This is a genomic window from Nocardia sp. NPDC004260, from assembly GCF_053603155.1.
Genome location: NZ_JBSGEZ010000027.1, coordinates 40,640 through 62,970 on the forward strand (window position 1 = coordinate 40,640; position 22,331 = coordinate 62,970).

Below are 22,331 nucleotides of genomic sequence, written 5' to 3' on the forward strand. Positions count from 1 at the left end.
GTTGAGGTCAAATCGTGCGTCAGGAACCGCCGCCGCAGCTGGAACTGCTGCCACCACCACAACTGGAGCTGCTCCCACCGCCGCAGCTGGAACTGCTGCCGCCACCACAGCTGGAACTGCTCCCACCGCCGCAACCGCTTCCCCCGCCGCAACTGCTGCCGTGGTGATGATGGCCGTGGTGGTGCTGATGCCCGCCGCCACAGCCGCTCGGCTGGTCGGACCCGCCGATCAAACCGGCTCCGCCGGCCGCCCAGAACGGATCTGTGGAACCCCCCTCGTAATATCCGCCGCTTCGGGACCCGCCACGCCACGCACCATACGGCGGCGGCTGATAGCGGTTGCGCTGCGAACGGATGATGGCGACCACGGCGATGATCGGAGCCGCCACGAGAAGCAGCACCATCAACAGGATGATCAGAAAGATGAGTGCGCTCATGTCAGAACGGTAGCCGCACATCGGCGCGCACGTACAGTGAACTGTGGTGAACTTCAGGTTCCGTCGAAACCCGGTGCGCGAGGTCGACCTGGCGACCGTACGCGCCGCTGTCGACGCGCTGGAACTGCCCGAGGCCGTCTACAAGACCTGTCCTTGGCAGCCACGGGAATTGGTGGACAAGGGATTGCACCAGTGGCTGCTCTGCTGCGGCGTGGCCATGCGTGACGACCAGGTGATCGGCATGCCGTCACACGCGGTCGACGAGGCATGGCACGGATTCATTCTGTGCACCACGCGCTACGCCGATTTCTGCGCAAGGGCTTACGGCCGCTTCCTGCACCACTTCCCGGAAGGCGCGGGGCCGCCGAACCCCGCGCACGGATCCATGGACGAACAGCTCGGCCGCACCGTGGTCGCGTGGTCGTTCGTGGCGGCTCCCGGCGAGGAGTGCGTGCTGTGGAATCTGGACCGGCGGGTCGGTGTCGAGCACCCGTGGGGCATCGACGCCGATCGGGTCGTGGCCGTCGAGGCGGAGTTGGCCCGCACTCTCGCCTCCTGATCTCAGGTCAGCTTCACCCGCGCCGCCAGGAATCGGACGACGCCGGGCGCGAACCGGCCGAAGTGGTACTGCAAGTGGGCTTCCGGCGTCACCGGCACGATGCCGCGATCCCGCTGCACCGCGCGCACGATCCGCTCGGCCACCTTCTCCGGCCCGTATCGCCGCATCCGGTACAGGTTGTCGTAACGCTCCTGCTTGCGCTTCTCCTCCTCCGCGCTGACGCCGGAGAACCGAGTTCGCCGCACGATGTCGGTGTGCACGATGCCGGGGCAGATGGTGTGCACCGAGATGCCGCGACCGGCGACTTCCGCTCGCAAGCAGTCGGAGAACATGAACACCGCCGACTTGCTGGTGGCGTAGGCGCTGAACCCCTGCTGCGGACTGTAGGCCGCCATGCTCGACAGGTTCACGATGTGTCCACCGAGACCGCGCTCGGCCATGGCCGGACCGAACGAGCGGCAGCCGTTCACCACGCCGCCGAGGTTGATCCGCAGTACCCGGTCGAATTCCTCCGCCGACGTCTCGAAGAATCCACCGGCCTGACCGATCCCCGCGTTGTTGATCAGGATGTCCGGGACGCCGTGGGTCGCCAGCACCGCCTCGGCGTGCGCGCGCATCGCGCCTTCATCGGCGACGTCGAGCGGATAGGCGTGCGCCACACCGTGTTCGGCGGCGATCAGCTCGGCGGTCTCCTTCGCCGCCACCGGATCGATGTCGGAGACGACGATCTCCGCGCCGCGACGGGCCAAGGCGAGCGCGGTCGCACGCCCGATGCCGCTGCCACCGCCGGTGACGACCACCAGCTGATCGTCGAACGGCCGCACGGTCCGGCCCACCTCGGCGCGGCGCAGGGTCCGGGGCGCCGCCGAGCCGCCGAGCGTGTCGATCAGTTCGGTGGTCGCGGTGGCCAGCAACTCCGGGTGGGAGAACGGCATCCAGTGCCCGGCGGGGACGTCCCGCCGCCACAGTCGCTCGGTCCACTTGTGTTCGTCGTCGAATCCGGCTGGTCGCACGGCGACGTCGCGTCCGGCGACGATCAGCTGCACCGGCACCTCGGTGCGCCGCTCGCGTGGGGCGAGCATGCGCTGCACGATGTTCGCGCGGTAGATCAGCAGGCCGTCGACGATGTCGGCGCGAAAGGTGGGGCCGAGACGCACGTTCGACGGCGCGGTCTCGTTCATCAGCGCGACGACCCGCCGCCAGACGCGTTCGGTCCCCACCAGTCCGAGGGTGGCGCGCGGCAGCCCGGGGGTCATGAAGAAGAAGGTGTAAGCCGAGGACAGCAGTTGGGTGAACGGCTGCCACACGTTGCGCGGTGTCGGACGCGTCAGCCGGTCGCGGATCCATTTGCCGACGTGGTCCAGGTTCGGTCCCGAGACGGAGGTGAACGACGCGATCCGGGCCGCCGCGCCGGGCTCGCACACCGCTTCCCATACCTGCACCGAACCCCAGTCGTGGGCGAGCACATGTACGGGCCGACCGGGGCTGACCGCGTCGGCGACCGCGTAGAAGTCCGCGGCCAGCCGGTCGAGCCGGAAGTCGGCGGTGCGCCGGGTGCGGGTGGAGCGCCCGTGCCCGCGGGTGTCGTAGGCGACGACGTGGAACCGCCGAGCCAGTCGCGGCACGACGGCGTCCCACAGGTGATGGGTGTCGGGCCAACCATGCACCAGCACAACGGTTTCCGCGGCCGGGTCGCCGTATTCGTAGACCGCGAGGTCGAATTCACCGCTGCGCACGGTGCGTTCGACCGCGGGGAATTCGGCGATTTCGGTGGTGGTCATCAAGATTCTCCTTGGCCGACCGGCGGGTCGGATCACAGATCGAGCACGAGGCGGCCACCGTCGGCGCGCGAGACGCAGACGAGCATCGCGCCCGCCTCGCGCTCGGCGTCGGTGAGCACGCTGTCGCGATGGTCGGGTTCGCCGGCCAGTACCCGGACCTTGCAGGTGCGGCAGAATCCTTGCCTGCACGAGTACGGGCGGTCGGGCCGGGAAGCGAGGATGGCGTCGAGCGCGGTGCGGCCCGCGGCGACCTCGACGACCTGCCCCGTGGAAGCGAATTCGATCTCGAACGGCTTACCGTTCACGATCGGCGGTGGCGAGAACCGCTCGAAATGCAGTTCCACCTGGGGGATTTCCCGCACCGCATCGGCAATGACGGTGATCATCGGCACCGGACCGCAGCAATAGACGGCGGTGTCGGGTCCGACGCCGGGCAGCAGGGCGCCCGCATCGGGGAGACCGTGTTCGTCGTCGGTGCGGACCACGACGCGGTCGCCGAATCCCGCCAACTCGTCGAGGAAGGGCAAGGTATCCCGGCTGCGCCCCGTGTACACCATCGACCACTCGATACCCAGCCGGTGCGCCAACCCGACCATGGGCAGGATCGGCGTGACGCCGATGCCGCCCGCCACGAAATGCAAACGCACAGCCGGAGATCCGTGGCCGGGCACGGCGAACGGGAAGGCGTTGCGCGGACCGCGCACCACGATCGCCGAACCCACCGGGAGGCAGTCGTGCACCTCGACAGATCCACCGCCGCCGTCGGGGATCCGGCGCACCGCCACCCGGTAGGCGCGGACGTCCGCGGGGTCGCCGCACAGCGAGTACTGCCGCAAACGGCCGGAAGGCAGCTCGAGGTCGAGATGCGCGCCGGGACGCCAGGGCGGCAACGCGCGCCGATCCGGGGCGGCCAGCCGCAGGCTCACCACGTCTTGGTCGTGTGCCTCGATCCGCCGCTCGGTGACCACCAGCGCGAGCCGCCGATCGTCCGTCTTCGGACGCGGATCGCGCCGATTGATCAGAGCGGTCCAGCGCAGTCGGGCCGACGCCACCGCGTCGAGCACCCGCACGGTGCGGTCACGCTCGCGTCTGCCGAACAGGTCCGCGGGCAGTTGGGCGGGAACCGGCGACCTCACGAGGCCATCGCCCGCGCCGCCGGGGACTTGGCCAGATAGGCCACCGCCTGAGCGGTGGAGCCGACCGTCTCCGGGTCGTAGCCGGGCCTGAATGTGCTCAACGCACTCCACAGCAGCGAGGGGACGCCGGGCAACGCCCCGCGCCACATCGCACCGAAGACCCGCGCCAGCAGCCGCGGATAGCCGTGGTCGGGCAGGTCGCGGTCCTGGTGGACGAGGAACTTGGTGCCGCGCACCACCAACGTCAGGAAGATCGGGAACACCAGCAGCATGAGGGCCGCGCGCCGCACGTATCCGGCCCCGAAGTACACGGCCACGTCGTGCGCGACGTGCCGGTGCTCGACCTCCTCCGCCCCGTGCCAGCGGAAGAGGTCCGCCATGCGCGGGTCGGCGCCGAACCGCTCCAGATCCGCGTTGAGCACCCAGTCGCCGAGGTAGGCGAAGAAGTGCTCCAGGCACGCTATGAAGGCCAGCCGCTCCACCATCACCTGCCGTCCGGCGACGCCTTCGACATCTCTCGGCCCGAGCGTGCGGCGGAACAGATACTCGGCATGCCGCAGATAGGGCTCGGGATCGATGCCGTGCGCGGCGAGCACCTCGTGCAACACCTTGTCGTGCGTCTCGGCGTGCATCGATTCCTGACCGACGAACCCGAGCATCGCCTCCCGCAGCCGCTCGTCCCGCACGTACGGCAGCGCCTCGGCGTACGCGGCGCAGAACATGCGCTCCCCTTCGGGCAGCAGGAGATTCAGCGAGTTGATCAGATGCGAGGCGATGGGCTCGGCGGGCATCCAGCGCAGCGGCGTGTCCGACCAGTCGAAGCGCACGTTGCGGGCGTGCAGCGCCACGGCGCCCGGGTCGGTGTCGGGCCGCCGGCCGGCCCTGCGAAGTAGCTTCATCGATACTCCTCGATCCTCACGCGCCCGCGTCGCCGCGCGATTCCTACATATCTGTAGCAAGGATCATACACATATATAGAACTTCCGGTAACACACAAAAGCGTCACGTGCCGCTGTACGGTGACACCACCCGCGACAGTCGTCACACCTGCCGCTTCCGGCCCAAAATTAGAACGTGTTCTAGTAGGCTTTGGCTATGGAACGATTGACCGGATTGGATGCCAGCTTTCTCTACTTGGAAACCGGGACCCAGCATCTGCACGTCTGCGCGCTGCTGATCCTCGACCCGTCGTCGGGCGGCTACTCGTTCGACGGCTTCAAAGCCGAGCTGGCTCGGCGACTTCCCCTTATTCCGCAGATGCGCCGCCGCGTGTACGAGGTGCCGTTGAACCTCGACCATCCCGTGTGGGTGGAGGACGAGAATTTCGACCTCGACTACCACCTCCGCCGCATCGCGATCGCGGCGCCGGCCGGACGCCGCGAGCTGGCCGAACTCGTCGGGGACATCGCCAGCCGCCCCATGGATCGCGACCGCCCGTTGTGGGAGATGTCCGTGGTGGAGGGTCTCGATGACGGGAAGGTCGCGGTGATCTGCAAATACCACCACGCCGCCGTGGACGGCGTCACCGGAGCCGACCTGATGATGCACCTGTGCGATCTGGAGCCGGGCGCCGCCAAGGAGGTACCCGACAAGGAGTGGCGCCCCGAGCCGAAACCGAATGACTGGCAATTACTGGCCGAGGCGGTAGTGAAGTTCCCGACCCGAGCGGGCATCGTCGGGATGCTGCCGAAAACGGTCGGCGTAGTCGCCGGTTTCGCGCAGCGCCGTCGCCAGAACAAGACGGGCATGGCCATCCCGTTCTCCGCTCCACGCACGCCGTTCAATCTCGCCATCACCCCGCACCGCGCCGTCGCGTTCACCGAGACCGAACTCGACGCCGTCAAGGAGATCCGCTCCGCGTTCGGCGTCAAGGTGAACGACGTGGTGCTGACCGTCGTCGCCGGTGCGCTGCGCACCTATCTGGCCGGGCGCGACGAGTTGCCGGACCGCTCGCTCATCGCGTCCGTACCCGTGTCCGTGCACGAGTCGACCCGGCACAAGGCTGGGATCAACAAGGTGTCCACGCTGTTCGCGCGGCTGGGCACCGACCTCGCCGACCCGGTGGAACGCCTGCGCGAGGTGGCCGAGGCCAACCGGGGAGCCAAGGAAGAGCACGAGGTGATGGGCGCCGACTTCCTGCAGGACTGGTCCCAATACGCCCCGCCGAACACCTTCCGGCTCGCCGCACGGATGTACTCCTCGCTCAAGCTGGCGGAGAAGCACCCGGTGGTGCACAACTTGGTGGTGTCCAACGTGCCCGGTCCGCCGATGCCGCTGTACTTCCTCGGCATCCGGGTGGACGGGATGTACCCCTTCGGACCGGTGTTCCACGGCGCGGGCCTGACGGTGACCGTACTGTCGAACAACGACAAGCTGAACTTCGGCTTCATCGCCTGCAAGGAACTGGTGCCCGACATCGCCGCGCTGGCCGACGCCGTTCCCGGCGTGGTCGCCGAATTGCTCGCCGCGGCACGCACGTCGGGCTGAGCGCCGGGTCCCGGTCCGCCACCGCCGCCGGACGGGACCTGCCGATTCACATCTTCGCGGCGACGGCCGCACAGGCTTCGAGCAGCACCGGTACGAAACGATCGGCTTCCAGCACACAGGACGCGTGCCCGGCCGCGACCAGATGCTTGCTCGCCCCCGGAATCATCGTCGCCAACTCCCTCTGCCGATAGACGGGAATCGCGTGATCTCGGGTCGTGATCACCACCGCCGTCGGCATCGTCAACTCCGGCAACCACGCGGTCGCGTCGAAGCGCCCCACCGCGGCGAGCACCTGGGTGAGCGCCCACCCACTGGTGCTGCGGAACTCGCCGAGCGCCCAGCGATCCAACCGTCCCGGCGCCCACGTGATCTCGGGAAGCTCGGGCAGACGGCCCGCGAACTTCTCGGCGCGACGGTAGGAGTATTGCTCCACAGCGGCGGCGACAGCGCCGAACGTCCGGTGAAAAGCGTGCTCACGCCATTTCTCGCGGAACCGATAGGGCGTCGCGCACAGCACAAGCCCGCTCACTCGGTCCGGATGGCGATGTCCCGCCAGCAGGCTTACGATTCCGCCCAGGGAAAACCCTGCGCAGATGGCTCGGTCGATCTCCAACGCGTCGAGCACGGCCGCCACGTCGTCGGCGCAGTCCTCCAGGGTGAACCGCTCGGAGCGGATGCCGCGCCCGTGCCACCGCTGGTCGAACAGGATGACCCGGTACCGCCGGGCCAGTTCCGCCAGCGACGGGAACCAGGTGAGGTACGCGGTGCAGGCGGTGGCGTGCAGGAGCACCAGCGCGGGCGCGTGCTCGGGCCCCGGGATGTCGACCACGTAGGTCCGGCCTCGACCCGCCAGCTCGACCAGGCGGCCACCGGGCACCTCGGCGATGTCCGGCACCCGCAAACGTCCGCCGAACCGCGTCACGCTTCGGCCGGGGTTCGTCATAGCGCACCTCCCGAGTGGTCACACCTGGGTCATTTTAGAACACGTTTCACATGTGCGGCGCACGGGAATGGCGCCGACGGCCCGCTCACCGGGACACGTGGTCGATCACGCTGTCACCGGCGACCGCCTGGGCTACTGTCTCGGCACGCGTCGACATCAGGCGCATTTTCTGTAACGTGTTACAGGCAGATTCGAGAGACGGAGGTACCCCGGATGGGGCGGTTGACCGGCAAGGTGGCGTTGATCAGCGGCGGAGCGCGTGGCATGGGCGCGGCGCACGCCAAGGCCCTGGTCGCCGAGGACGCGCGCGTGGTGCTGGGCGACGTGCTCGACAACGAGGGCGCCGCGGTCGCCGCGGAACTCGGCGACAACGCCGCCTACGTCCACCTGGACGTGCGCGAGCCGGAAGACTGGCGCAAAGCCGTCGGCGCGGCGGTGGAGCGCTTCGGGTCGCTGAGTGTCCTGGTGAACAACGCGGGCATCGTGAACGGCAACCTGCTCGTCGCGTTCGAATTGGCCGAATGGCAACGGATCATCGACATCAACCTCACCGGCACATTCCTCGGGATGCAGGCCGCGACGCCCGCGATGATCGATGCCGGCGGCGGCTCGATCATCAACATCTCCTCCGTCGAAGGCATGCGCGGCAGCCCCGGCCTGCACGGCTACACGGCCACCAAGTTCGCCGTGCGCGGGCTCACCAAATCCACCGCGCTCGAGCTGGCGCAGTACAAGATCCGCGTGAATTCCGTGCACCCCGGCTTGATCCGTACACCGATGACCGAGAACATCCCGGAGGACTTCCTCCAGATCCCGCTCGGCCGCGGCGCCGACCCGTCGGAGGTCTCCGCCCTGGTGACGTTCCTGGCCAGCGACGAATCGTCGTACTCGACCGGCGCCGAGTTCGTGGTGGACGGCGGTCTCACCGTAGGCGTTCCGCACAAGAGCTTCTGAGTCACCCGCGGGTGGCCAGCAGAGCGAGCGGCGGAAGCGACACCAGCGCCACTGCCACGATCGCGTTGCTCCACTTGTAGGCCACCAGCAGCGCGGCGAACTCGCGCAGGAAGGCGCTCGGCAAGTAGTAGAAGGCGGTCTTGGCGCCCGTCACCTCGGCGTCGAGGTCGAGGCGGCGGGCCAGGATCGCCGTGCGCAACATGTGAAAGTTGCTCGTGACCAGCACCATGCGCGTAGTGGGACCGCGCTCGCCGAGCAGCCGTTTGGTGAAGAGCAGATTCTCCTCGGTCGTTCCCGACCGGTCTTCCAGCACGACGCGGTCTTCCGGCACGCCCCGGTCGATCAAGTAATCACCCATGGCCGAGGCCTCGGAGACCTCCTCGTCGTCTCCCCTACCGCCACTGGCGATCAGCAGTGGGGCGCGCCCCGCACCGGCTTCGTCACGGTAGACCTCGATCGCCCGATCCAGGCGCGCGGCCAGCAGCGGCGGCACCGCACCGTCGACCAGCCCGGCGCCGTGCACGACGATCGCGTCCATCCCGGGACGGTAGGGCAACAGTCCGTAGCACAGGGAATACAACAGGAACGCCGCGAACAGAAATCCGACGTAGCTGATCGTCATCGTCAGCGACGCCAGCAGCACTACCAGCCAGATGTTTTCGGTCAGCAGTGCCAGGACGAGCACCACGTACGGCGTCAACAGGGCGATACCGAGTCCGAGCGGCAACAGATTCGGAAGACGCCAACCCTCACGGCGCACCAACTGCGCGCCGTTGGCGATCGACAACCCGGCCAGCACCAGCACCAGCAGCGGTGACAGCAGCACCACCAGCGGCGCGAGCACCACCGTGCGATCGCCCTCGATGATCCGGCCGACCACCCACGCGCCGACGAACCCCAGCCCCAGAAGCAGGAACACCCCGTGGCCCAGACGCCTGCGGTCCCTGCCGAATCGCACCGCGAACACACCGAGCAGGACCACGCCGACGACCAGCAAAAGCACCGGGTCACGGTAGCCGACGGGCGCGCGGCGCGCCCCTCCGTCGACGAGCGGCGCGGCGACCTGGGCTTTTTCCCGATCGTCCCCTACAGTGTGCAGGTCCGGGCATCGGTCGCAAGCGACCGGTGTCCGGCTGCATTCGGCTTCAGCACACCAGCGTTACTGAACAGCACGTTGTGATGAAGGGGAGTCGACGAAAACCATGCTTCGATTATTCATCGCCACCGCAGCGGCCGCCCTCTGCGGGATCACACCGCAGGCCGCGGCGCAACCGATCTACCCCGCACCGGATCCGGATCCGTTCTACGCCGCTCCGGCCGGACTGGACCACGCCGCGCCGGGTGACGTCCTCGCCGTCCGCCCGATGCCCGCACTACCGATGTTTCCCGGCTCGACGGTCACGATGATCAAATTCCGCTCCACCAACTCCACGGGCGAGCCGATCGCGGCCACCACCACCGTGCTGACGCCGCAGAATCCCACCCCCGGTCGGCCACTGCTGTCCTATCAGCACATCATCAACGCACTCGGCACCCAGTGCACGGTGTCGCGCGTGCTCTACACCAGCGACCCCAACCTGTCGATCCGCGAAGCGCCCGCGCTCAATGCTCTCTTGCTGCGCGGCTGGTCGGTCGCTCTCCCCGACCACCTCGGACCCACCAGTGCCTACGGCGCCGCCAAACTCGGCGGCATGATCACGCTGGACGGCATCCGCGCCGCGCGGCGGGTCGCCGAACTCGGATTGGCGGACAGCCCGGTCGGCCTGCTCGGGTATTCCGGTGGAGGCATGGCGAGCGCGTGGGCGGCCGCGCTGGCGCCGAGCTACGCGCCGGAACTGCCGCTCGTCGGGGTCGCCGCGGGCGGGGTGCCGATGAATCTGGTCAAGATGATCGAGGGACTCGGCTACGCGCCGCACGCGGTGTTCGGTCTCGCTTTCGCCGCCGCCCTCGGGCTGGAGCGTGAGTACCCGACGCGGCTGCCGGTGAGCGATCAGCTGAATTCGCTCGGGTTGTCGGTCCGCAATCGGATCGCCAACAGTTGCACCAACGACATCCTGCTGGTCGGCGCAGGCCGCGGCATCGTGGACGTCGCGGCCTCGAACTCGCTGGCCGACGACAAGCGCGCACGCGAGGTGCTCGAGGAGAACAGCCTGGAACTCTACGAAGACATCCCGGCCACGCCGAGCTACCAATGGCGTGCGGAGCAGGACACTCTCATTCCGGTGGATTCGGTCGACGCTACGGTGCGGCGGTATTGCGCCGCGGGTGCGCGAGTGCAATACGAGAAATTCCCGAGCCCGGACCATCTGTCCGCCGCGGTGCTCGGCATACCGTCCGCGCTCAATTGGCTGGAAGCGCGCTTCAAAGGCGTTCCCGCGCCGAGTAATTGCTGAGATCGGCCCGGCGGTAGTTCACCGCCGGGCCGGTGACGGGCCGTTCCGCCAAACGGCCACATCGAATCTCGCGGAAGCTAGGCGTCCTTGCCGCTCTCGTACGCGCTCTGCCGGGCCTCATCGAGATCCGCTTCCGCACGGGCCTTCTCGGCCTCGGCTTCCTTCTGCGCCGCCTCGCGCTGCGATTCGGCCTTGTCCTGCTGTGCGCGACCCTCTTTCTTCAGGTCCTCGTCACCGGTGACGACGCCAGCGGCTTCCTTCGCCTTCCCCTTGGCGTCCTCGACGACACCTTCGACAGCTTCCAGGGGTCCGCTCCGATGCTCGGGCATCACATACCTCCCATATTCCTTGTCGGCTGACATGGGTCGCATACCCGTGTCCGGCGGAGCCAATCACCTTGTGAGCGCCGCCACGGGCCGCCATTACTTGTGTCCGCGACCGCGACGCGAATAGCCGTACGAACCGCTGCCCGGAGCCCGCGAATTCCCGCGCGTGCGCCGCCGAATCGAATCGCGCACGCTCGCCACCATTCTTCCGGCATGCGTCAGCGCGGAGGTCAGTACCCGGAACGCGGCTCGAAACCGGGGTCGGGAAGGGAGGGCGGCTCCGCGGGCTGCTGCGGCGCGGGTCTGGGCTGCGGCGCGGCGGGCTGCGGCTGTGGGACGCGCACGCCGGCAGGGGGCTCGGCCAAGGGTTCCGGCACGTCGGGTTCCGGCAGAGCCGCCCCCGAAACAGGAGTCTCCGGAGGCGCCGAAGCGATCGGCTCCGGAGCGATCGGCGACACCGGCGCGGGCGCCGCGGCGGAAGTCGGACTCGTGGCCGACGTCGACGCTGCCGGTGCGGCGGGCGCCGACTCCGACGGCTGCGCGCATCCGCCGATCGCGAGCGCGACGATGCCCAACACGAGCGGCAACCGACGGGATTCGGATCGGAGAGTAGGCACGAGGCAACGCTAGTGCCGGCACGGCGCCCACGGCAGTCGGCCGTTCGACCGACAGCGGCGGGCGGCGGCCCGACGCGATACTGGAACCTCCTGTGCCGTCGAAAGATTGGGTGTGCGATGAGATCCGTCCGAGGTAGGTCGATGGCCACCGCGGCGCTAGTAGCGATCTCGTTGCTCGCCCTGCCCTCTTGCACGACCGCCACGGCCGATCCGGCCGGCGCCGCGACGCTGGTCGTCCTCGGCGACTCGTTCACCGCCACCGCGCCTGTCCTCGGCCATGCCGACGACGGGTGCGCTCGGTCACCGAACTCTTGGCCGAACAAACTCGCCATATCGACAAGGCTCTCCGGCACCGCCGGATTCGTAGACGTGTCCTGCAACGGCGGCACGATCGACACCGGGAACGGCTGGACGCTCGTGCATCAGACGCGAAAGGCCCACGCGCAGGGCGCGTTCGGACCCGATACACGTGCCGTCCTGATCCAAGCAGGCCTGAACGACATCTGGGGTGCGTCGACCGGGACCGCGTTTCCCTCGACCGACTGCCTTCTCGACATCGTCGAGGGGTGCGGGCTCGACGCGGCGGAGCGGAACCGGCTGCCCGATTACCGCGCGGTGACCGGCGCGACCTACGCGGACCGCGTACGCGAGGTCGTCACGTTCGTGCGTTACTACGCCCCGAACGCGCGGGTGGCGCTCGTCGGATACCCGGAGATTTTCCCCCCGGGGCAGCCCGCGGCATGCATGGATCTCGCCGTGGTCGGACGGGTCGTCCAGCCGCGCGCGGAAGGCTACATCACTTATCTCGATCGCCTGCAGGACGCGCAACGTGCCGCCGCGGAGCTGCTCGGCATCGAGTTCGTCGACGTGCGCGCGATCACCGCGGGGCACGCCAGTTGCTCGGAGGAACCGTGGATCAGCGGGCTCGCCGGCGCGGACTCGCCATTCGACGGCGCCCCGGTGCATCCCAACGCGCAGGGCAACGGTGCCGTCGCCGTGCAGGTGCGCCAGCGGTTCGGGCTCTGAGCGCGACGCACGGCCCGCCCATGCCGTCCGACTACCGCCCGGCCGTTGAGCTGCCCGCGCTCACCGGTGCGAGGTGGTGGGCGGCTTTCGCCGTCTTCGTCCTGCACGCCTTGGTCTTCATCCCGGCCTATCCGTTCCAGAAGTCGGAGCTGTTCCGCACCATTCACACTTTTGCTCCGATGCAGCAGGGCGCTGCGGGGGTGACCTTCTTCTTCGTACTGTCCGGCTTCGTCATCTACTGGTCGTTTCGCAAAGGTATGCCGGTGCGGTTGTTCTATCGCCGCCGAATTCTGAAGATCTACCCGACCCATCTGGTCGCCGCGCTGGTGTTCGTCGTCGCGGCAGGCGTCCCGCTCGGCCGTGCGGTGGTGTGGGCGCCGAACGTTCTGCTCGTGCACACCTGGGTGCGCAAGTGGACCACGCTGGGCGGGCTCAACGTCCCGTCCTGGTCGCTGTGCGCGGAGTTGCTGTTCTACTTCAGCTTTCCCCTGACCTACCCGATGGTCGCGCGTATTCCGCGACGCGGGCTGTGGTGGGCGGTGGCGGCGCTGCTGGTCGCGATCCTGGCGCTGCACACCGGTTTCTACCTGTGGGCTGACGGCCCCAAGGGCATCGCCAACACCTTCGCGCCAAGGCTGCTGCGCGGCGATGTGTCGCCCGAGTTCGAAATTCACGCCTCACCACAATGGTTCGCGCAGCGCGATATTGCGATCCCGACGTCCTATTGGCTCAGTTACCTTTTCCCGGCGTCACGACTGCCGGAGTTCTACCTCGGAGTCATCGCCGCCCGTCTCGTCGCCGAAGGGCTCTGGCGCAATACGCGGCTGACCACACCGCTGACAGCGCTGGTCCTCGTCTATGGCGCCACCTGGTTCGTCCCGGTGAACTACAAGATGTCCGCCCTGCTGGTGGCGCCGATGACGGCGGTGATAGCCACCTCGGCCGCCCGGGACCTGGCGGGAATCTCCGGCCTCGATGCCACACGGCCGCTGGTCTGGCTCGGTGACATCTCCTACGCGTTCTACATGATCCAGTTCCCGGTCATGGTGATCGTCACCCGGCTGTTCATCGGCGGGCACCGGTACTCGATCGGCGGCTGGGCGTTGTGGGCGACAGTCGTACTGGTCATATCGATCCTCGCCGCGGCGGCCATCTACCACGGTGTGGACCGGCCCATCATGCGACGCTTCGCCGGACGCCCACCTGGTGACCGGCCACGTCGGGCGGCCACCGCCGCGGATCAGCCGCCGATCAGCGTGCGCGCGAAACCGTAGGCGATCTCGTTCGCGGGCCTCCCGCCCGCGGGCCCGTCGCGCAGCGTGCACAACACGATGACGGTGATATCGGTGACCGGGTCATAGCCCATGAACGTCTGGAACCCGGGGATAGCCCCGTCGTGGCCGAGCAGCGGCCCGAACGACTCGAGTCCGAGACCGTAGTGGATGCCCGCCGGATCGCTCCGGCTCAACGGAGCCGCGCTGTCGAGGCGCTGCGCCTGGAGCGAGGGGCCGAGCAGGCGGTCGCCGCCGATCAGCTCGCGCACGTAGGCAGCCAGATCCGCCGCGGTCGAGATCGCCGCGCCCGCGGCCCCGATCCACGAGGGATCCAGGTTCGTCACGTCGGTCGGCAGTAGTGATCCAGCGCGAGCCGCGGCGAGCTGGTCGTCGGGCAACCGCGGTGACGTGAGCGCGGACTCGTTGGTGCCGTACAGGTATCCGTGCGGGGACGGCATCGGCAGGGACGCGTCGCCGGGAGCTGGGAACGACGTGTTCGTCAGGCCGAGCGGAACGAAGATCCGATTCGTCAGCAGCGAGCGGATGTCCTCACCGGTGATCTGCTCGAGCACCGAGGCCAACAGGATCGTGTTGGTATTCGAATAGCGGAACTCGGCATCGGGGGCGAAATACGGCGGCGACGAGAACCCCAGCCGCAGCAGCTCTTCCGGCTCCCACGTGCGCCCCGGGTCGTCGTCCATCGCTCGGGCGAGCTGAGGTGCTTCGTTATAGCTGAACAACCCGCTGCGCATGTTCAGCAGCTCGGCGATCGTGATGCCTGCGCCGTTCGGAACGCCGCGCCGGTACTTCGACACCGGATCATCGAGGGCCAGTCTGCCCTCCCCGACCAGCTGCAGCGCGACCGTGCCGACCATCGTCTTGGTGGTGGAACCCACGCGGAAGAAGTCGTCGACGGTCACCGGATCGCTCCGCCCGACCGTTCGCGTGCCGAAAGCCTGTCGCCACACGATGTCCCGCGTCCGCACGTAGACCACCGCGCCCGGAACAAGGTGCGCGTCGAGCACTGCGTGCACGATCGGCTCCAGCGTGTGACCGAGAGCGGTGGAATCCCCGGCGCTCACCGGGTCGTCACGCGCCCCTGGCTCGGACCCGCCGCCCACGACCACGACGGTCGCGTATGCGACGACGACTGCCACAATGAGCCGCGGCCATCGTCTTCTTCCATGGCGGAAGCTGTGCGTCGCCATCAGTCACCGATCACGGACACTGTGCCGTCGCTGAAGTTCGTGACGTAGACGGTCCGGTTGCCCAGGTCGACGACGACACCGTGCGGGCGGCTCCCGACTCGAATCGAGCTGTCGGGCTTGCCGGTCCGGGTGTCGATCAGAGAAACAGCACTGGCAGTACGCACATCGTCGAGGCCATGGTTGGTCACATACACCGTCTTCCGCGGCCCGTCCACCGCCACACCGACCGGTCCGAGCCCGACGCGCAACGTCGCGGTGACCGCGCGGGTTCGAATGTCGATCACCGATACGGTGCCGTCGGCATGATTGGTGACGTACGCGGTGCGCGTGTCGGAGTCGACCGCCACGCCCCAAGGTTGATTCCCGACATTGATCGTGGCGGCTACGACCGGCAGGGCGGGATCGATCACCGACACCGTGTGGTCGACGGCGCCGGGCGGACCGGCGTTGGCGACGAAGACGCTGTGCGAACTCGGGTCGACGGCCACGCCGTACGGATGGCTACCGACCCGGATCGTCGCGGTGACCACCCTGGATCGGGTGTCGATCACCGACACCGTATCGGCCTCGAAATTCGTGACGAAAGCGGTGTGGGAGGCGGAGTCGACGGCGATGCCGTACGGCCCCGCGCCCACGGGGATACTTCCCACAAAAGACCCATTGCGCGTGTTGATCAGTGACACGGAAGCGCTTCCGGCATTCGTGACATAGGCGAGCCCCGCCGCCGAATCTATGGCGACCGCTGCCGGCTTCACCATTCCCGGTGCCGTAACCACCCCGGTGACATTCGTCTTCGTGTCGATCACCGAGACCGAATTGCCCGCGCTGTTGGTGACGAACAAGTTCGCGCTGATCGGATCGATCGCGACGCCCCAGGGTTGCGCGCCTACGGCGATCGTGGCGGTCACCGAGGTCGGTCCGGTCGCCACGGCCGCCGCGCGGTTGCCCGCGGCGCTCGGACCGTTGTCGCCGGACATCTTGCCGGCCAGCAAGCCGACGACAACAAGGAGAGCGAGCGCGGAGATCACCTTTACCCGAGTCGAAATCCGAGGCGCCCACGGGCGGCGGCGAGCGGGCGGCGGCATGATGACCGGTGGTGCCGGTGTGACGATGGCGGGCGCCGCCGTTCCGCGCGGCGGTGTGGTCCGTGGCGGAGGCGACGGCGCGCGGGTGGCGGCGTGCGCCGCGGCTTGGGTCAGCACGGGCAACCAGTCCCCCGGCCGGGGCCGCTGCGCCGGTACGGGCGACAGGGCCGTGCCGACAAGTCCCCGCACCGGAGCGGGCACGGCGGCGGGCAGCCGGTTCGGATCGCGGGTGCTCTGGTCTCCGGCCAGCAGCCGCAGCGCGAGCAACCCGAACTTGTAGGCATCCGATCGCGCGGTCGCCAGTTCCTCTCCGGGATTGACCACCTCGACGTCCCAGTCCGGAGTCTCGACTTGCGCCGACACCGACCGGGACCGCAGCCGCATGGCATCGCAGTCGATGAAGTACACCTTCCGCTCCGGCTGTAACGAGAACAGCAGGTTCTTCGGTGACAGGTCGCCGACCGCGATGTCGTGGCGGTGCAGAATCGTCAGCGCTTCGGCGGCATCGGCCAGCAGCTCGTAGCGGTGCCGGTCGGTCAGCGGAATGCCGCGCCGCGCCAGGAAACTGTCACCGTTGAGCAGATGCTGGAACTCCGCGGTCTTCGACTGCACAGCCGAGGACATGGTCATCTTGATGAAGAACTCGTCCGGAATCGCGGGCATCACGAACCCGGTCACCTGGGCGGAGTTGTCCGCCTCGACCAGCCTGCACGGCCACGCGACCCGGGAGAGCAGGTCCATGCCCTCCGCGAAGGGCAGCGATTCGAGGTAGGCGGGCATCTCCTCCAACACGTCGACCGCCACATTCGCCAGCACGACGGGTTTGTATTCCTTGTACACCACCGCTTTCGCGTATCGCATGCGCGCGCTCGGCGCGCTGAAGACCACCCCTTGACCACCGGCCGCCAGCTTGGTCAACGGGCCGAGCTGACCCACCTTCACTCGCTGCTGCGTCACTGCCGATCCCGTCAGTTCACCCTCGGCCAGATGGCCACCAATGTCCGGTCGTCGTCGAATGTCTCTCGCGAGAAATCCAGGGTGTGCGCGAATTCGAGGTGCGACGGCACCCGACCGGCGAGCACCGAGGCGAACAACGCCCCGACCTCGCCGTCGCCGCCGCCGAGCGGATCGCCGAATCCGTCGGTGCCGACCAGCAACACCTGGCCCGGCTCGACGGTCACCGAGATGGGCTCGACTTCGTTCGGAACTCTCGGCAACCCGCTCACCGCGGAGGAGGTCAACCCGGAGTCCGACGACTGCTTGCCGCCGAGTACCGGGACGAAACGCTCGTCCGACAGCAACCAGGCACCGGAGTCGCCGACACCGGCCAGCACCGCGGACAACGCGCCGTCGGCGTCGCTTTCACACACCACACACGTCAGCGTCGTCGCCAGCACCTGCTCGGCCTGCTCGGCATCGGCCCGCGCCAGCGACAGCACAGCGGCGGCGCGCTCGGTCAGCATCCACGCGGTGTTCTGGAACAGCGATTGCCATCCGATGTCGCCGAGCGCCTCCACCGGCTGCTCTTCCAGCCACTGGGTGGCGTAGCGCACGGCGGTGGTCGAGCCGATGTGCGAATACCGCGCCGCGGACACTCCGTCGGCCACCGCGACGATCAGTCGATCACGATCCGGCGCCGCGGTGACCGCGAAATCGTCCTGACGCGGTGCGCCGTTGTATCGGTGCAGGTAACCACGCACCGATGCCGCGCGAACGGTGAACGGTCCGCGCGACCATCCGTCGATCATGGTGTCCGCGCGGTACGGATTCCTGCCGTACTCGGTGCCGATGGCTTTCGCCTCGAACGCTGGTGTGGGGGCGCCGACGACGATCGGCTCGCTCGCCGGGCGGCGCGGAAGGGTGGGTCCGATCGCCTCGGCCGCCGGTTCCGGGTTCACGATGACAGCCGGATCCGCGGGCCCCGGATCATCCGGCAAGCGCTTGCCCCGCTTGCTCAGGAAGCCCATCACACCGTGTCCACGGCGAGCGAGACGAAATTATCGGGTTTCTCCACTTGCAGCGTCGCCTGTCCCGTCGCCAACGCCTGGCCCGAATTGATCACCGACTGCGTCAGCGCCGTGATGAATTTCGAGATAGCGACGCCGGTGTCGGTGCCGGCCGCGGTGATGAACGCGTACTGCGGGTTGGTCGCCACCCGCCGGATCACATTGGCGTCGGCCTGGCCGATGCCGAACGCGAGAATGTTCGGCCGGGCCGCGAACCTCGTCAGCCGCGCGTGCTCGGCCTCCCAGCCCTCGCCAGGATTCGGCGCACCGTCGGTGAGGAAGAACACGGCGGGTCGATTGACCAGGTAGCCGGCGGACTTCAGCGCGGCGATGTCGCGCGGTATCCGGTTGGTCAATTCGGCGAACGCCGCCGCGAACGACGTCGAACCGCGCGCCCGCAGTTCCGGCATGGCTTCCAGATTCCGCAGATCGGTCGGTTCCAGATAACAGACCGCGGTATCGGAGAACCCCAGCACACAGAAACGCACCTTCGCCGCGGCCATGGATTCGCCCTGCAAGGTGTCGAGCAAGCTGGACAGGCCCGCGTTGAGATCCGCCACATCGTCGACCATCGAATACGATTCGTCCGCGACGAAATATACCGGAAGAATTGTCGCCTTCGGTTCACTCATCAGGTGCCACTCCCTTTCACCCCGCCACCCGGGCGTGCCAATATTACCGGGGCAGGCGGTAATTCACTGTCGACCGTTCGACCGACAAATCCGTGTGCGCACCAACGGTTTTCCTCCGCGCCACCCGAATCACCGGCGTCAGCGCATTTCCACTCCGCGATATCCACGCCGCCGTTTCCCGACCGTCCGCCGAGGCCGTGGTCACAGGTCGTCGATGCCGATCAGCGCGTCCTGCAATGCGCGGGCCACGAGCGCGGCTTTCGTCGGCGCGGGCCTGCCGACCGCGGCGTACTTGTCCCTGATCCGGGCCAGGTGGGTGTTCACCGTGCCCAGCGAGATGTACAGCCGCCGAGCGACTTCCACCTTCGAGTCCGACGCTATCCACGCCAGTAGTACCTCGATCTCCCTGCTGCTCAGCGCCGGACGCTCCCGCGACGCCGATGCCGGGGGCAGCGGATCGTTGTGATCGAACGTGACACTCATGAACTGTTTCCTTTACAAGAATTCATCGCACGCATCTACCGTCGACCGAACAGATCACGCACACATACCCGCACGAGGGCAACGGTGGCGACGAAGAGCGCGAGAAAGGTCAACGCACGCGAAAGATCGCCGGAGTTCCCGGATTCGGCCGTGTACGCGGACTGGCCGTAGACGAAGAAACCCACGTCGAGTAACAGCAATCCCGCGAGCACGTACCACGTCCAGACGCGGCGGCGTGGGCCGTGGTGAATATTGATGTTCTGCCGACCGCCGTTGTTGGCGTAGATGCTGCTGCCGTTGCTGGCCTGATTGATCTGATTGTTCGTGTTGGGATTGTTGTTCGGTCCAGGCGAAGGGTGCATCGTCATCTCCTGTGATGGCCGCCCAGCCAGATGTTCTGGGTTCCGTTCTGATTGGCGTGTACGACACTGCCGTCCTTCGCCACGTTGATCTGACTGTTCTGCGGGCCCGGCCGCGCCGCGCGATCCGGCCCGTCCGGCCGGATGTCGGCCCCCGGAGCAAGGTGCCGGAGCAGACCCCGGACGTCTTCCTCGACCGTTCGGTACCGAATACGCCAGTATTGCGATTGCGATAGCGCGCGGATATCCGCGGGAAGCTGGTCCGGACTCGGCAACGACGTGTCGTCCAGCAGAACGGGGACGACCGGTATCCCGCGCGCGAACGCGGTGACGAGTTCCGTACGAACCCAGTCGCGATCGTCATCGATGCGACGGAGTCCGCGTTCGTCACGCGCGTCGAGCCAATACGAGCCGATCACCGACACCATCGTGTCGCATTCCTCGAGCGCACGGCGGATCCTGCGCGCGTACAACCTACCCAGGGCCAACGAATCCACATCCCGGAAGACACGCGCCCTGCCGAGGTGTCGTGCCATCTGCTTCGATATCTCGTTGACCGCGTAGACGCTGTCAACGATGCGGTAGTTCAGAAATATTTCCATCAGTTGACCCAATTCTCGAGGACGATTTATCGAGCGCAGTGCTGCGCGATTGCGAAAAATAGATGCCGCGGATGACGGAGCGATTGGATGAACCGACCAGTTCGTTGCACCCCCGAGTAACATCCTCCGGATGCCTCACGGTCGCGAATCTCGTCCTCGAGCGAAACACCACGGTTTTCAGAGAACAGTCTGCACTCGGACCGAGCTCTGAGCGACTCGAACAGCAAACGTTCGGTCATATATCCGACCGCGTGCATACCCTGACCGCCGGATCTAAAGGTTCTGGTCGGTTTATTTCCCCATTGTGGTCGACTCGCCCTCCCGGCCGGCGCGAAATGTGCTCGGTGATCGCATAAGTCGAGCGCCGTGCCGATTCACCGTAGGTCGGCACAGTCCTACCACCGTGGCCGCAACACATCGAAGCGGCGTTCTCGTCCTCATCATTTGCCCCCGCGGCGTTTTCCTACCTCCAGGCCGCGAACTGCGGCTCACTCTTCAGCATTCAGCGAGCAGACGGCCGGCGACAGTGGTTGTCCGTTGCCGTTCGCAGCGGCAACGGACAACCGATCACTCAACGCTTGGCAAGGACCGACATCAGCGCCGGTTGGATGTCGAGCAGCGCGGCATGTCGGCGGTAACGGCCCACCGTACGGGCGAAATCGAGGAGATCCGCGCGGATTGTCACCGAGTCCACCGCGTTGATGACGTCGAGCAACGGCGCGATCAACGCGCACGCTCGGTCCAGGTCGCCGAGCGCGGCGTACACCAACGCCCGCCGGGTGCCGAACCGCGCCCGGTCACGGTCGGACTGCTCCGGATTCCGCGACAGCGCTCGGTCGAACAGTACGGCGGCGTCCTCGAGGTTGCCCAGATCGTAGTGACACCAGGCCTCGATGAGGACAGAGCGCTCGTGCAGGGCCGAGGGACCCAGCTCGTTCTCCCCGGTGCGGTGTGCGGCGTCGTAAAGGTTTGCGGCTTCGTCCAGCGCTCGCATGGAATTCGAGTGGTCCAAGCCGATGGCATAGCCCTGTGCCGCCCCCAGCGCGGCCAGCCAGCGGATCCGGGGATGGACAGCGTGGTCGGCGAGCACTTGCTCGGTGAGATCGGTCGTCTCGGCGGAATCGCCGCGGTACAGACTCAGCACCGCCCTGCGGACGAGCGCGTAGCTGACCATGTGCTCGTCGCTGACGGCGGAAGCGTGCTCGACCGCCCGCGTCGTCCACCACAGCGCGCCGCGCTCGTCGCCGCATTCCTGGGCCATCCAGCCGGCGAATTCCGCGGTACGGGCGGCGTGCAGCAGAAGTTGCCTGCGTAGCTCGCCGGCACTGCGCAGAGCGGACGCGGACGCGGCATGTTCGTGTATCACCGCCATGGGGAAAACGAGGCTGGGACTGCTGGTCCGGCCGAGGCGTTTGATCTCCTCGAACAGCGCGCTCAAGCCGGGTAGCGAGGCGGCGGAGCTGGTGGCTATCGCGGGGAACGCGGTCACCGGCGGCACGCCGAAGTCCCCGATCCGGAACACACCGGACCCGTCCGCGTGCCATCGAACGTTCCACTCGGCATCCGAGTAGCCGCCGACGTCGATATCGAGATCCAGGTCCGGCTGTGCCGCCGAGGGCGCCAGCACCAGCAGGTCGCCTCCCGCGGAGAGGACCGCGTCGCAGGCACGCGCCAGCGCCGAGGACGGCGACTTCTGCCCGTTCTCGACCCTGCTCAGATGACTCCTGCTGTAGTGCACGAGTTCGGCGAGTTTGCCCAGGGCCAGCCCCTGTTCGAGTCGACGCTTGCGCAGTGCTCGACCGAATTCAGCACTTGCCATAAGTATTACCTCGGAATCCGTTGCCAGCCGGAAGTTCTCGCGCGCGACGAATTCTCCGGCGAACCTGCAACCGCCCCTATGATCCAGGGCCGACCGAACACCCACACCCCTTGTCGCTGCGAGTGTACCCCCGCGACTCCGTACCGTCAGCGAATCCAACCGCTGGGCGGGCGGCTGCGCCGCCGCCGTGCCGTACTCTGGCGAT

The 22,331-nt window shown here is 67.5% G+C and carries 22 protein-coding genes; 7 read left to right on the plus strand and 15 right to left on the minus strand.

The genetic code is table 11. The features are described from left to right. Positions 1–14: 14 nt before the first annotated feature. On the plus strand, positions 15–167 hold the full coding sequence (locus ACWEO7_RS17640) for a hypothetical protein (RefSeq protein ID WP_174553193.1): 153 nt from the start codon (positions 15–17) through the stop codon (positions 165–167). Between the two features lie 315 nt (positions 168–482). Then, on the plus strand, positions 483–995 hold the full coding sequence (locus ACWEO7_RS17645) for a hypothetical protein (RefSeq protein WP_452424486.1): 513 nt from the start codon (positions 483–485) through the stop codon (positions 993–995). A 2-nt stretch (positions 996–997) separates the two neighbouring features. Here ACWEO7_RS17645 and ACWEO7_RS17650 read toward each other — a convergent pair whose 3' ends face one another. The 3 genes from ACWEO7_RS17650 to ACWEO7_RS17660 are packed head-to-tail and all read right to left on the minus strand — an operon-like array spanning position 998 to position 4,811. Then, complete coding sequence (locus tag ACWEO7_RS17650) at positions 998–2,779, minus strand: SDR family oxidoreductase (protein WP_452424488.1); 1,782 nt, start codon at positions 2,777–2,779, stop codon at positions 998–1,000. 29 nt (positions 2,780–2,808) lie between these two features. Then, complete coding sequence (locus ACWEO7_RS17655) at positions 2,809–3,876, minus strand: PDR/VanB family oxidoreductase (RefSeq protein ID WP_452424562.1); 1,068 nt, start codon at positions 3,874–3,876, stop codon at positions 2,809–2,811. A 32-nt stretch (positions 3,877–3,908) separates the two neighbouring features. After that, positions 3,909–4,811, minus strand: a complete 903-nt coding sequence (locus tag ACWEO7_RS17660) for a metal-dependent hydrolase (protein ID WP_452424490.1) — start codon at positions 4,809–4,811, stop codon at positions 3,909–3,911. A gap of 196 nt (positions 4,812–5,007) precedes the next feature. On the opposite strand from ACWEO7_RS17660, the gene ACWEO7_RS17665 reads away from it, so the two are divergent. Next, complete coding sequence (locus ACWEO7_RS17665) at positions 5,008–6,399, plus strand: WS/DGAT/MGAT family O-acyltransferase (protein WP_452424492.1); 1,392 nt, start codon at positions 5,008–5,010, stop codon at positions 6,397–6,399. Positions 6,400–6,445: 46 nt separating this feature from the next. Here the strand turns inward: ACWEO7_RS17665 and ACWEO7_RS17670 are convergent, their stop codons facing one another. Beyond that, a complete protein-coding gene (locus tag ACWEO7_RS17670) occupies positions 6,446–7,342 on the minus strand; it encodes an alpha/beta fold hydrolase (protein ID WP_452424494.1) in 897 nt (298 codons plus the stop codon). Between the two features lie 213 nt (positions 7,343–7,555). On the opposite strand from ACWEO7_RS17670, the gene ACWEO7_RS17675 reads away from it, so the two are divergent. Further along, positions 7,556–8,296 (plus strand): glucose 1-dehydrogenase, encoded by a 741-nt coding sequence (locus ACWEO7_RS17675; protein ID WP_452424496.1) that lies wholly within the window; start codon positions 7,556–7,558, stop codon positions 8,294–8,296. A gap of 1 nt (position 8,297) precedes the next feature. On the opposite strand, the gene ACWEO7_RS17680 is transcribed toward ACWEO7_RS17675, so the two are convergent. Next, complete coding sequence (locus tag ACWEO7_RS17680) at positions 8,298–9,299, minus strand: YdcF family protein (protein WP_452424498.1); 1,002 nt, start codon at positions 9,297–9,299, stop codon at positions 8,298–8,300. A gap of 199 nt (positions 9,300–9,498) precedes the next feature. Between ACWEO7_RS17680 and ACWEO7_RS17685 the strand changes: the two genes are divergently transcribed. Then, complete coding sequence (locus ACWEO7_RS17685; protein WP_452424500.1) at positions 9,499–10,689, plus strand: lipase family protein; 1,191 nt, start codon at positions 9,499–9,501, stop codon at positions 10,687–10,689. Positions 10,690–10,766: 77 nt separating this feature from the next. Here ACWEO7_RS17685 and mbp1 read toward each other — a convergent pair whose 3' ends face one another. Together mbp1 and ACWEO7_RS17695 are read right to left on the minus strand one after the other, a co-directional pair. Then, positions 10,767–11,018, minus strand: coding sequence for a microaggregate-binding protein 1 (mbp1, locus tag ACWEO7_RS17690; RefSeq protein ID WP_039804891.1), 252 nt, complete (start codon positions 11,016–11,018; stop codon positions 10,767–10,769). A 227-nt stretch (positions 11,019–11,245) separates the two neighbouring features. Then, entirely contained in the window at positions 11,246–11,632 is a 387-nt protein-coding gene (locus tag ACWEO7_RS17695; RefSeq protein ID WP_452424502.1) for a hypothetical protein, read from the minus strand. 141 nt (positions 11,633–11,773) lie between these two features. Between ACWEO7_RS17695 and ACWEO7_RS17700 the strand changes: the two genes are divergently transcribed. Further along, on the plus strand, positions 11,774–12,658 hold the full coding sequence (locus ACWEO7_RS17700; protein WP_452424503.1) for an SGNH/GDSL hydrolase family protein: 885 nt from the start codon (positions 11,774–11,776) through the stop codon (positions 12,656–12,658). Between the two features lie 20 nt (positions 12,659–12,678). Further along, positions 12,679–13,932 carry an acyltransferase family protein gene (locus ACWEO7_RS17705; protein WP_452424505.1) on the plus strand — a complete coding sequence of 418 codons (1,254 nt, stop codon included), beginning with the start codon at positions 12,679–12,681 and terminating at the stop codon, positions 13,930–13,932. Here ACWEO7_RS17705 and ACWEO7_RS17710 read toward each other — a convergent pair. The 8 genes from ACWEO7_RS17710 to ACWEO7_RS17745 form a co-directional block, all read right to left on the minus strand. Continuing rightward, positions 13,899–15,089 (minus strand): serine hydrolase domain-containing protein, encoded by a 1,191-nt coding sequence (locus ACWEO7_RS17710; protein WP_452424507.1) that lies wholly within the window; start codon positions 15,087–15,089, stop codon positions 13,899–13,901. The genes ACWEO7_RS17705 and ACWEO7_RS17710 overlap by 34 nt on opposite strands. Positions 15,090–15,139: 50 nt before the next feature. Continuing rightward, the gene (locus tag ACWEO7_RS17715; RefSeq protein ID WP_452424509.1) at positions 15,140–17,182 is read right to left on the minus strand and encodes a YVTN family beta-propeller repeat protein; all 2,043 of its coding nucleotides are present in this window, start codon (positions 17,180–17,182) and stop codon (positions 15,140–15,142) included. An 11-nt stretch (positions 17,183–17,193) separates the two neighbouring features. Continuing rightward, positions 17,194–18,192 carry a protein phosphatase 2C domain-containing protein gene (locus ACWEO7_RS17720; RefSeq protein WP_452424563.1) on the minus strand — a complete coding sequence of 333 codons (999 nt, stop codon included), beginning with the start codon at positions 18,190–18,192 and terminating at the stop codon, positions 17,194–17,196. After that, on the minus strand, positions 18,192–18,863 hold the full coding sequence (locus tag ACWEO7_RS17725) for a vWA domain-containing protein (protein ID WP_452424511.1): 672 nt from the start codon (positions 18,861–18,863) through the stop codon (positions 18,192–18,194). The genes ACWEO7_RS17720 and ACWEO7_RS17725 overlap by 1 nt, the downstream gene beginning before the upstream one ends. A gap of 201 nt (positions 18,864–19,064) precedes the next feature. Then, positions 19,065–19,346, minus strand: a complete 282-nt coding sequence (locus tag ACWEO7_RS17730) for a LuxR C-terminal-related transcriptional regulator (RefSeq protein WP_452424513.1) — start codon at positions 19,344–19,346, stop codon at positions 19,065–19,067. Between the two features lie 35 nt (positions 19,347–19,381). Continuing rightward, the gene (locus ACWEO7_RS17735; RefSeq protein ID WP_452424515.1) at positions 19,382–19,708 is read right to left on the minus strand and encodes a hypothetical protein; all 327 of its coding nucleotides are present in this window, start codon (positions 19,706–19,708) and stop codon (positions 19,382–19,384) included. A 2-nt stretch (positions 19,709–19,710) separates the two neighbouring features. Continuing rightward, positions 19,711–20,307, minus strand: a complete 597-nt coding sequence (locus ACWEO7_RS17740) for a TIR domain-containing protein (RefSeq protein WP_452424517.1) — start codon at positions 20,305–20,307, stop codon at positions 19,711–19,713. A gap of 571 nt (positions 20,308–20,878) precedes the next feature. Beyond that, entirely contained in the window at positions 20,879–22,126 is a 1,248-nt protein-coding gene (locus ACWEO7_RS17745; protein WP_452424518.1) for a helix-turn-helix domain-containing protein, read from the minus strand. Between the last annotated feature and the right edge of the window lie 205 nt (positions 22,127–22,331).

Coding starts and splice junctions, on each gene's coding strand:
- ACWEO7_RS17660 (WP_452424490.1), bottom strand. CDS start 4,811: ATGAAGCTACTTCGCAGGGCCGGCCGGCGGCCCGACACCGACCCGGGC.
- ACWEO7_RS17665 (WP_452424492.1), top strand. CDS start 5,008: ATGGAACGATTGACCGGATTGGATGCCAGCTTTCTCTACTTGGAAACC.
- ACWEO7_RS17670 (WP_452424494.1), bottom strand. CDS start 7,342: ATGACGAACCCCGGCCGAAGCGTGACGCGGTTCGGCGGACGTTTGCGG.
- ACWEO7_RS17675 (WP_452424496.1), top strand. CDS start 7,556: ATGGGGCGGTTGACCGGCAAGGTGGCGTTGATCAGCGGCGGAGCGCGT.
- ACWEO7_RS17685 (WP_452424500.1), top strand. CDS start 9,499: ATGCTTCGATTATTCATCGCCACCGCAGCGGCCGCCCTCTGCGGGATC.
- mbp1 (WP_039804891.1), bottom strand. CDS start 11,018: ATGCCCGAGCATCGGAGCGGACCCCTGGAAGCTGTCGAAGGTGTCGTC.
- ACWEO7_RS17700 (WP_452424503.1), top strand. CDS start 11,774: ATGGCCACCGCGGCGCTAGTAGCGATCTCGTTGCTCGCCCTGCCCTCT.
- ACWEO7_RS17705 (WP_452424505.1), top strand. CDS start 12,679: ATGCCGTCCGACTACCGCCCGGCCGTTGAGCTGCCCGCGCTCACCGGT.
- ACWEO7_RS17720 (WP_452424563.1), bottom strand. CDS start 18,192: ATGGGCTTCCTGAGCAAGCGGGGCAAGCGCTTGCCGGATGATCCGGGG.
- ACWEO7_RS17725 (WP_452424511.1), bottom strand. CDS start 18,863: ATGAGTGAACCGAAGGCGACAATTCTTCCGGTATATTTCGTCGCGGAC.
- ACWEO7_RS17730 (WP_452424513.1), bottom strand. CDS start 19,346: ATGAGTGTCACGTTCGATCACAACGATCCGCTGCCCCCGGCATCGGCG.
- ACWEO7_RS17735 (WP_452424515.1), bottom strand. CDS start 19,708: ATGCACCCTTCGCCTGGACCGAACAACAATCCCAACACGAACAATCAG.
- ACWEO7_RS17740 (WP_452424517.1), bottom strand. CDS start 20,307: ATGGAAATATTTCTGAACTACCGCATCGTTGACAGCGTCTACGCGGTC.
- ACWEO7_RS17745 (WP_452424518.1), bottom strand. CDS start 22,126: ATGGCAAGTGCTGAATTCGGTCGAGCACTGCGCAAGCGTCGACTCGAA.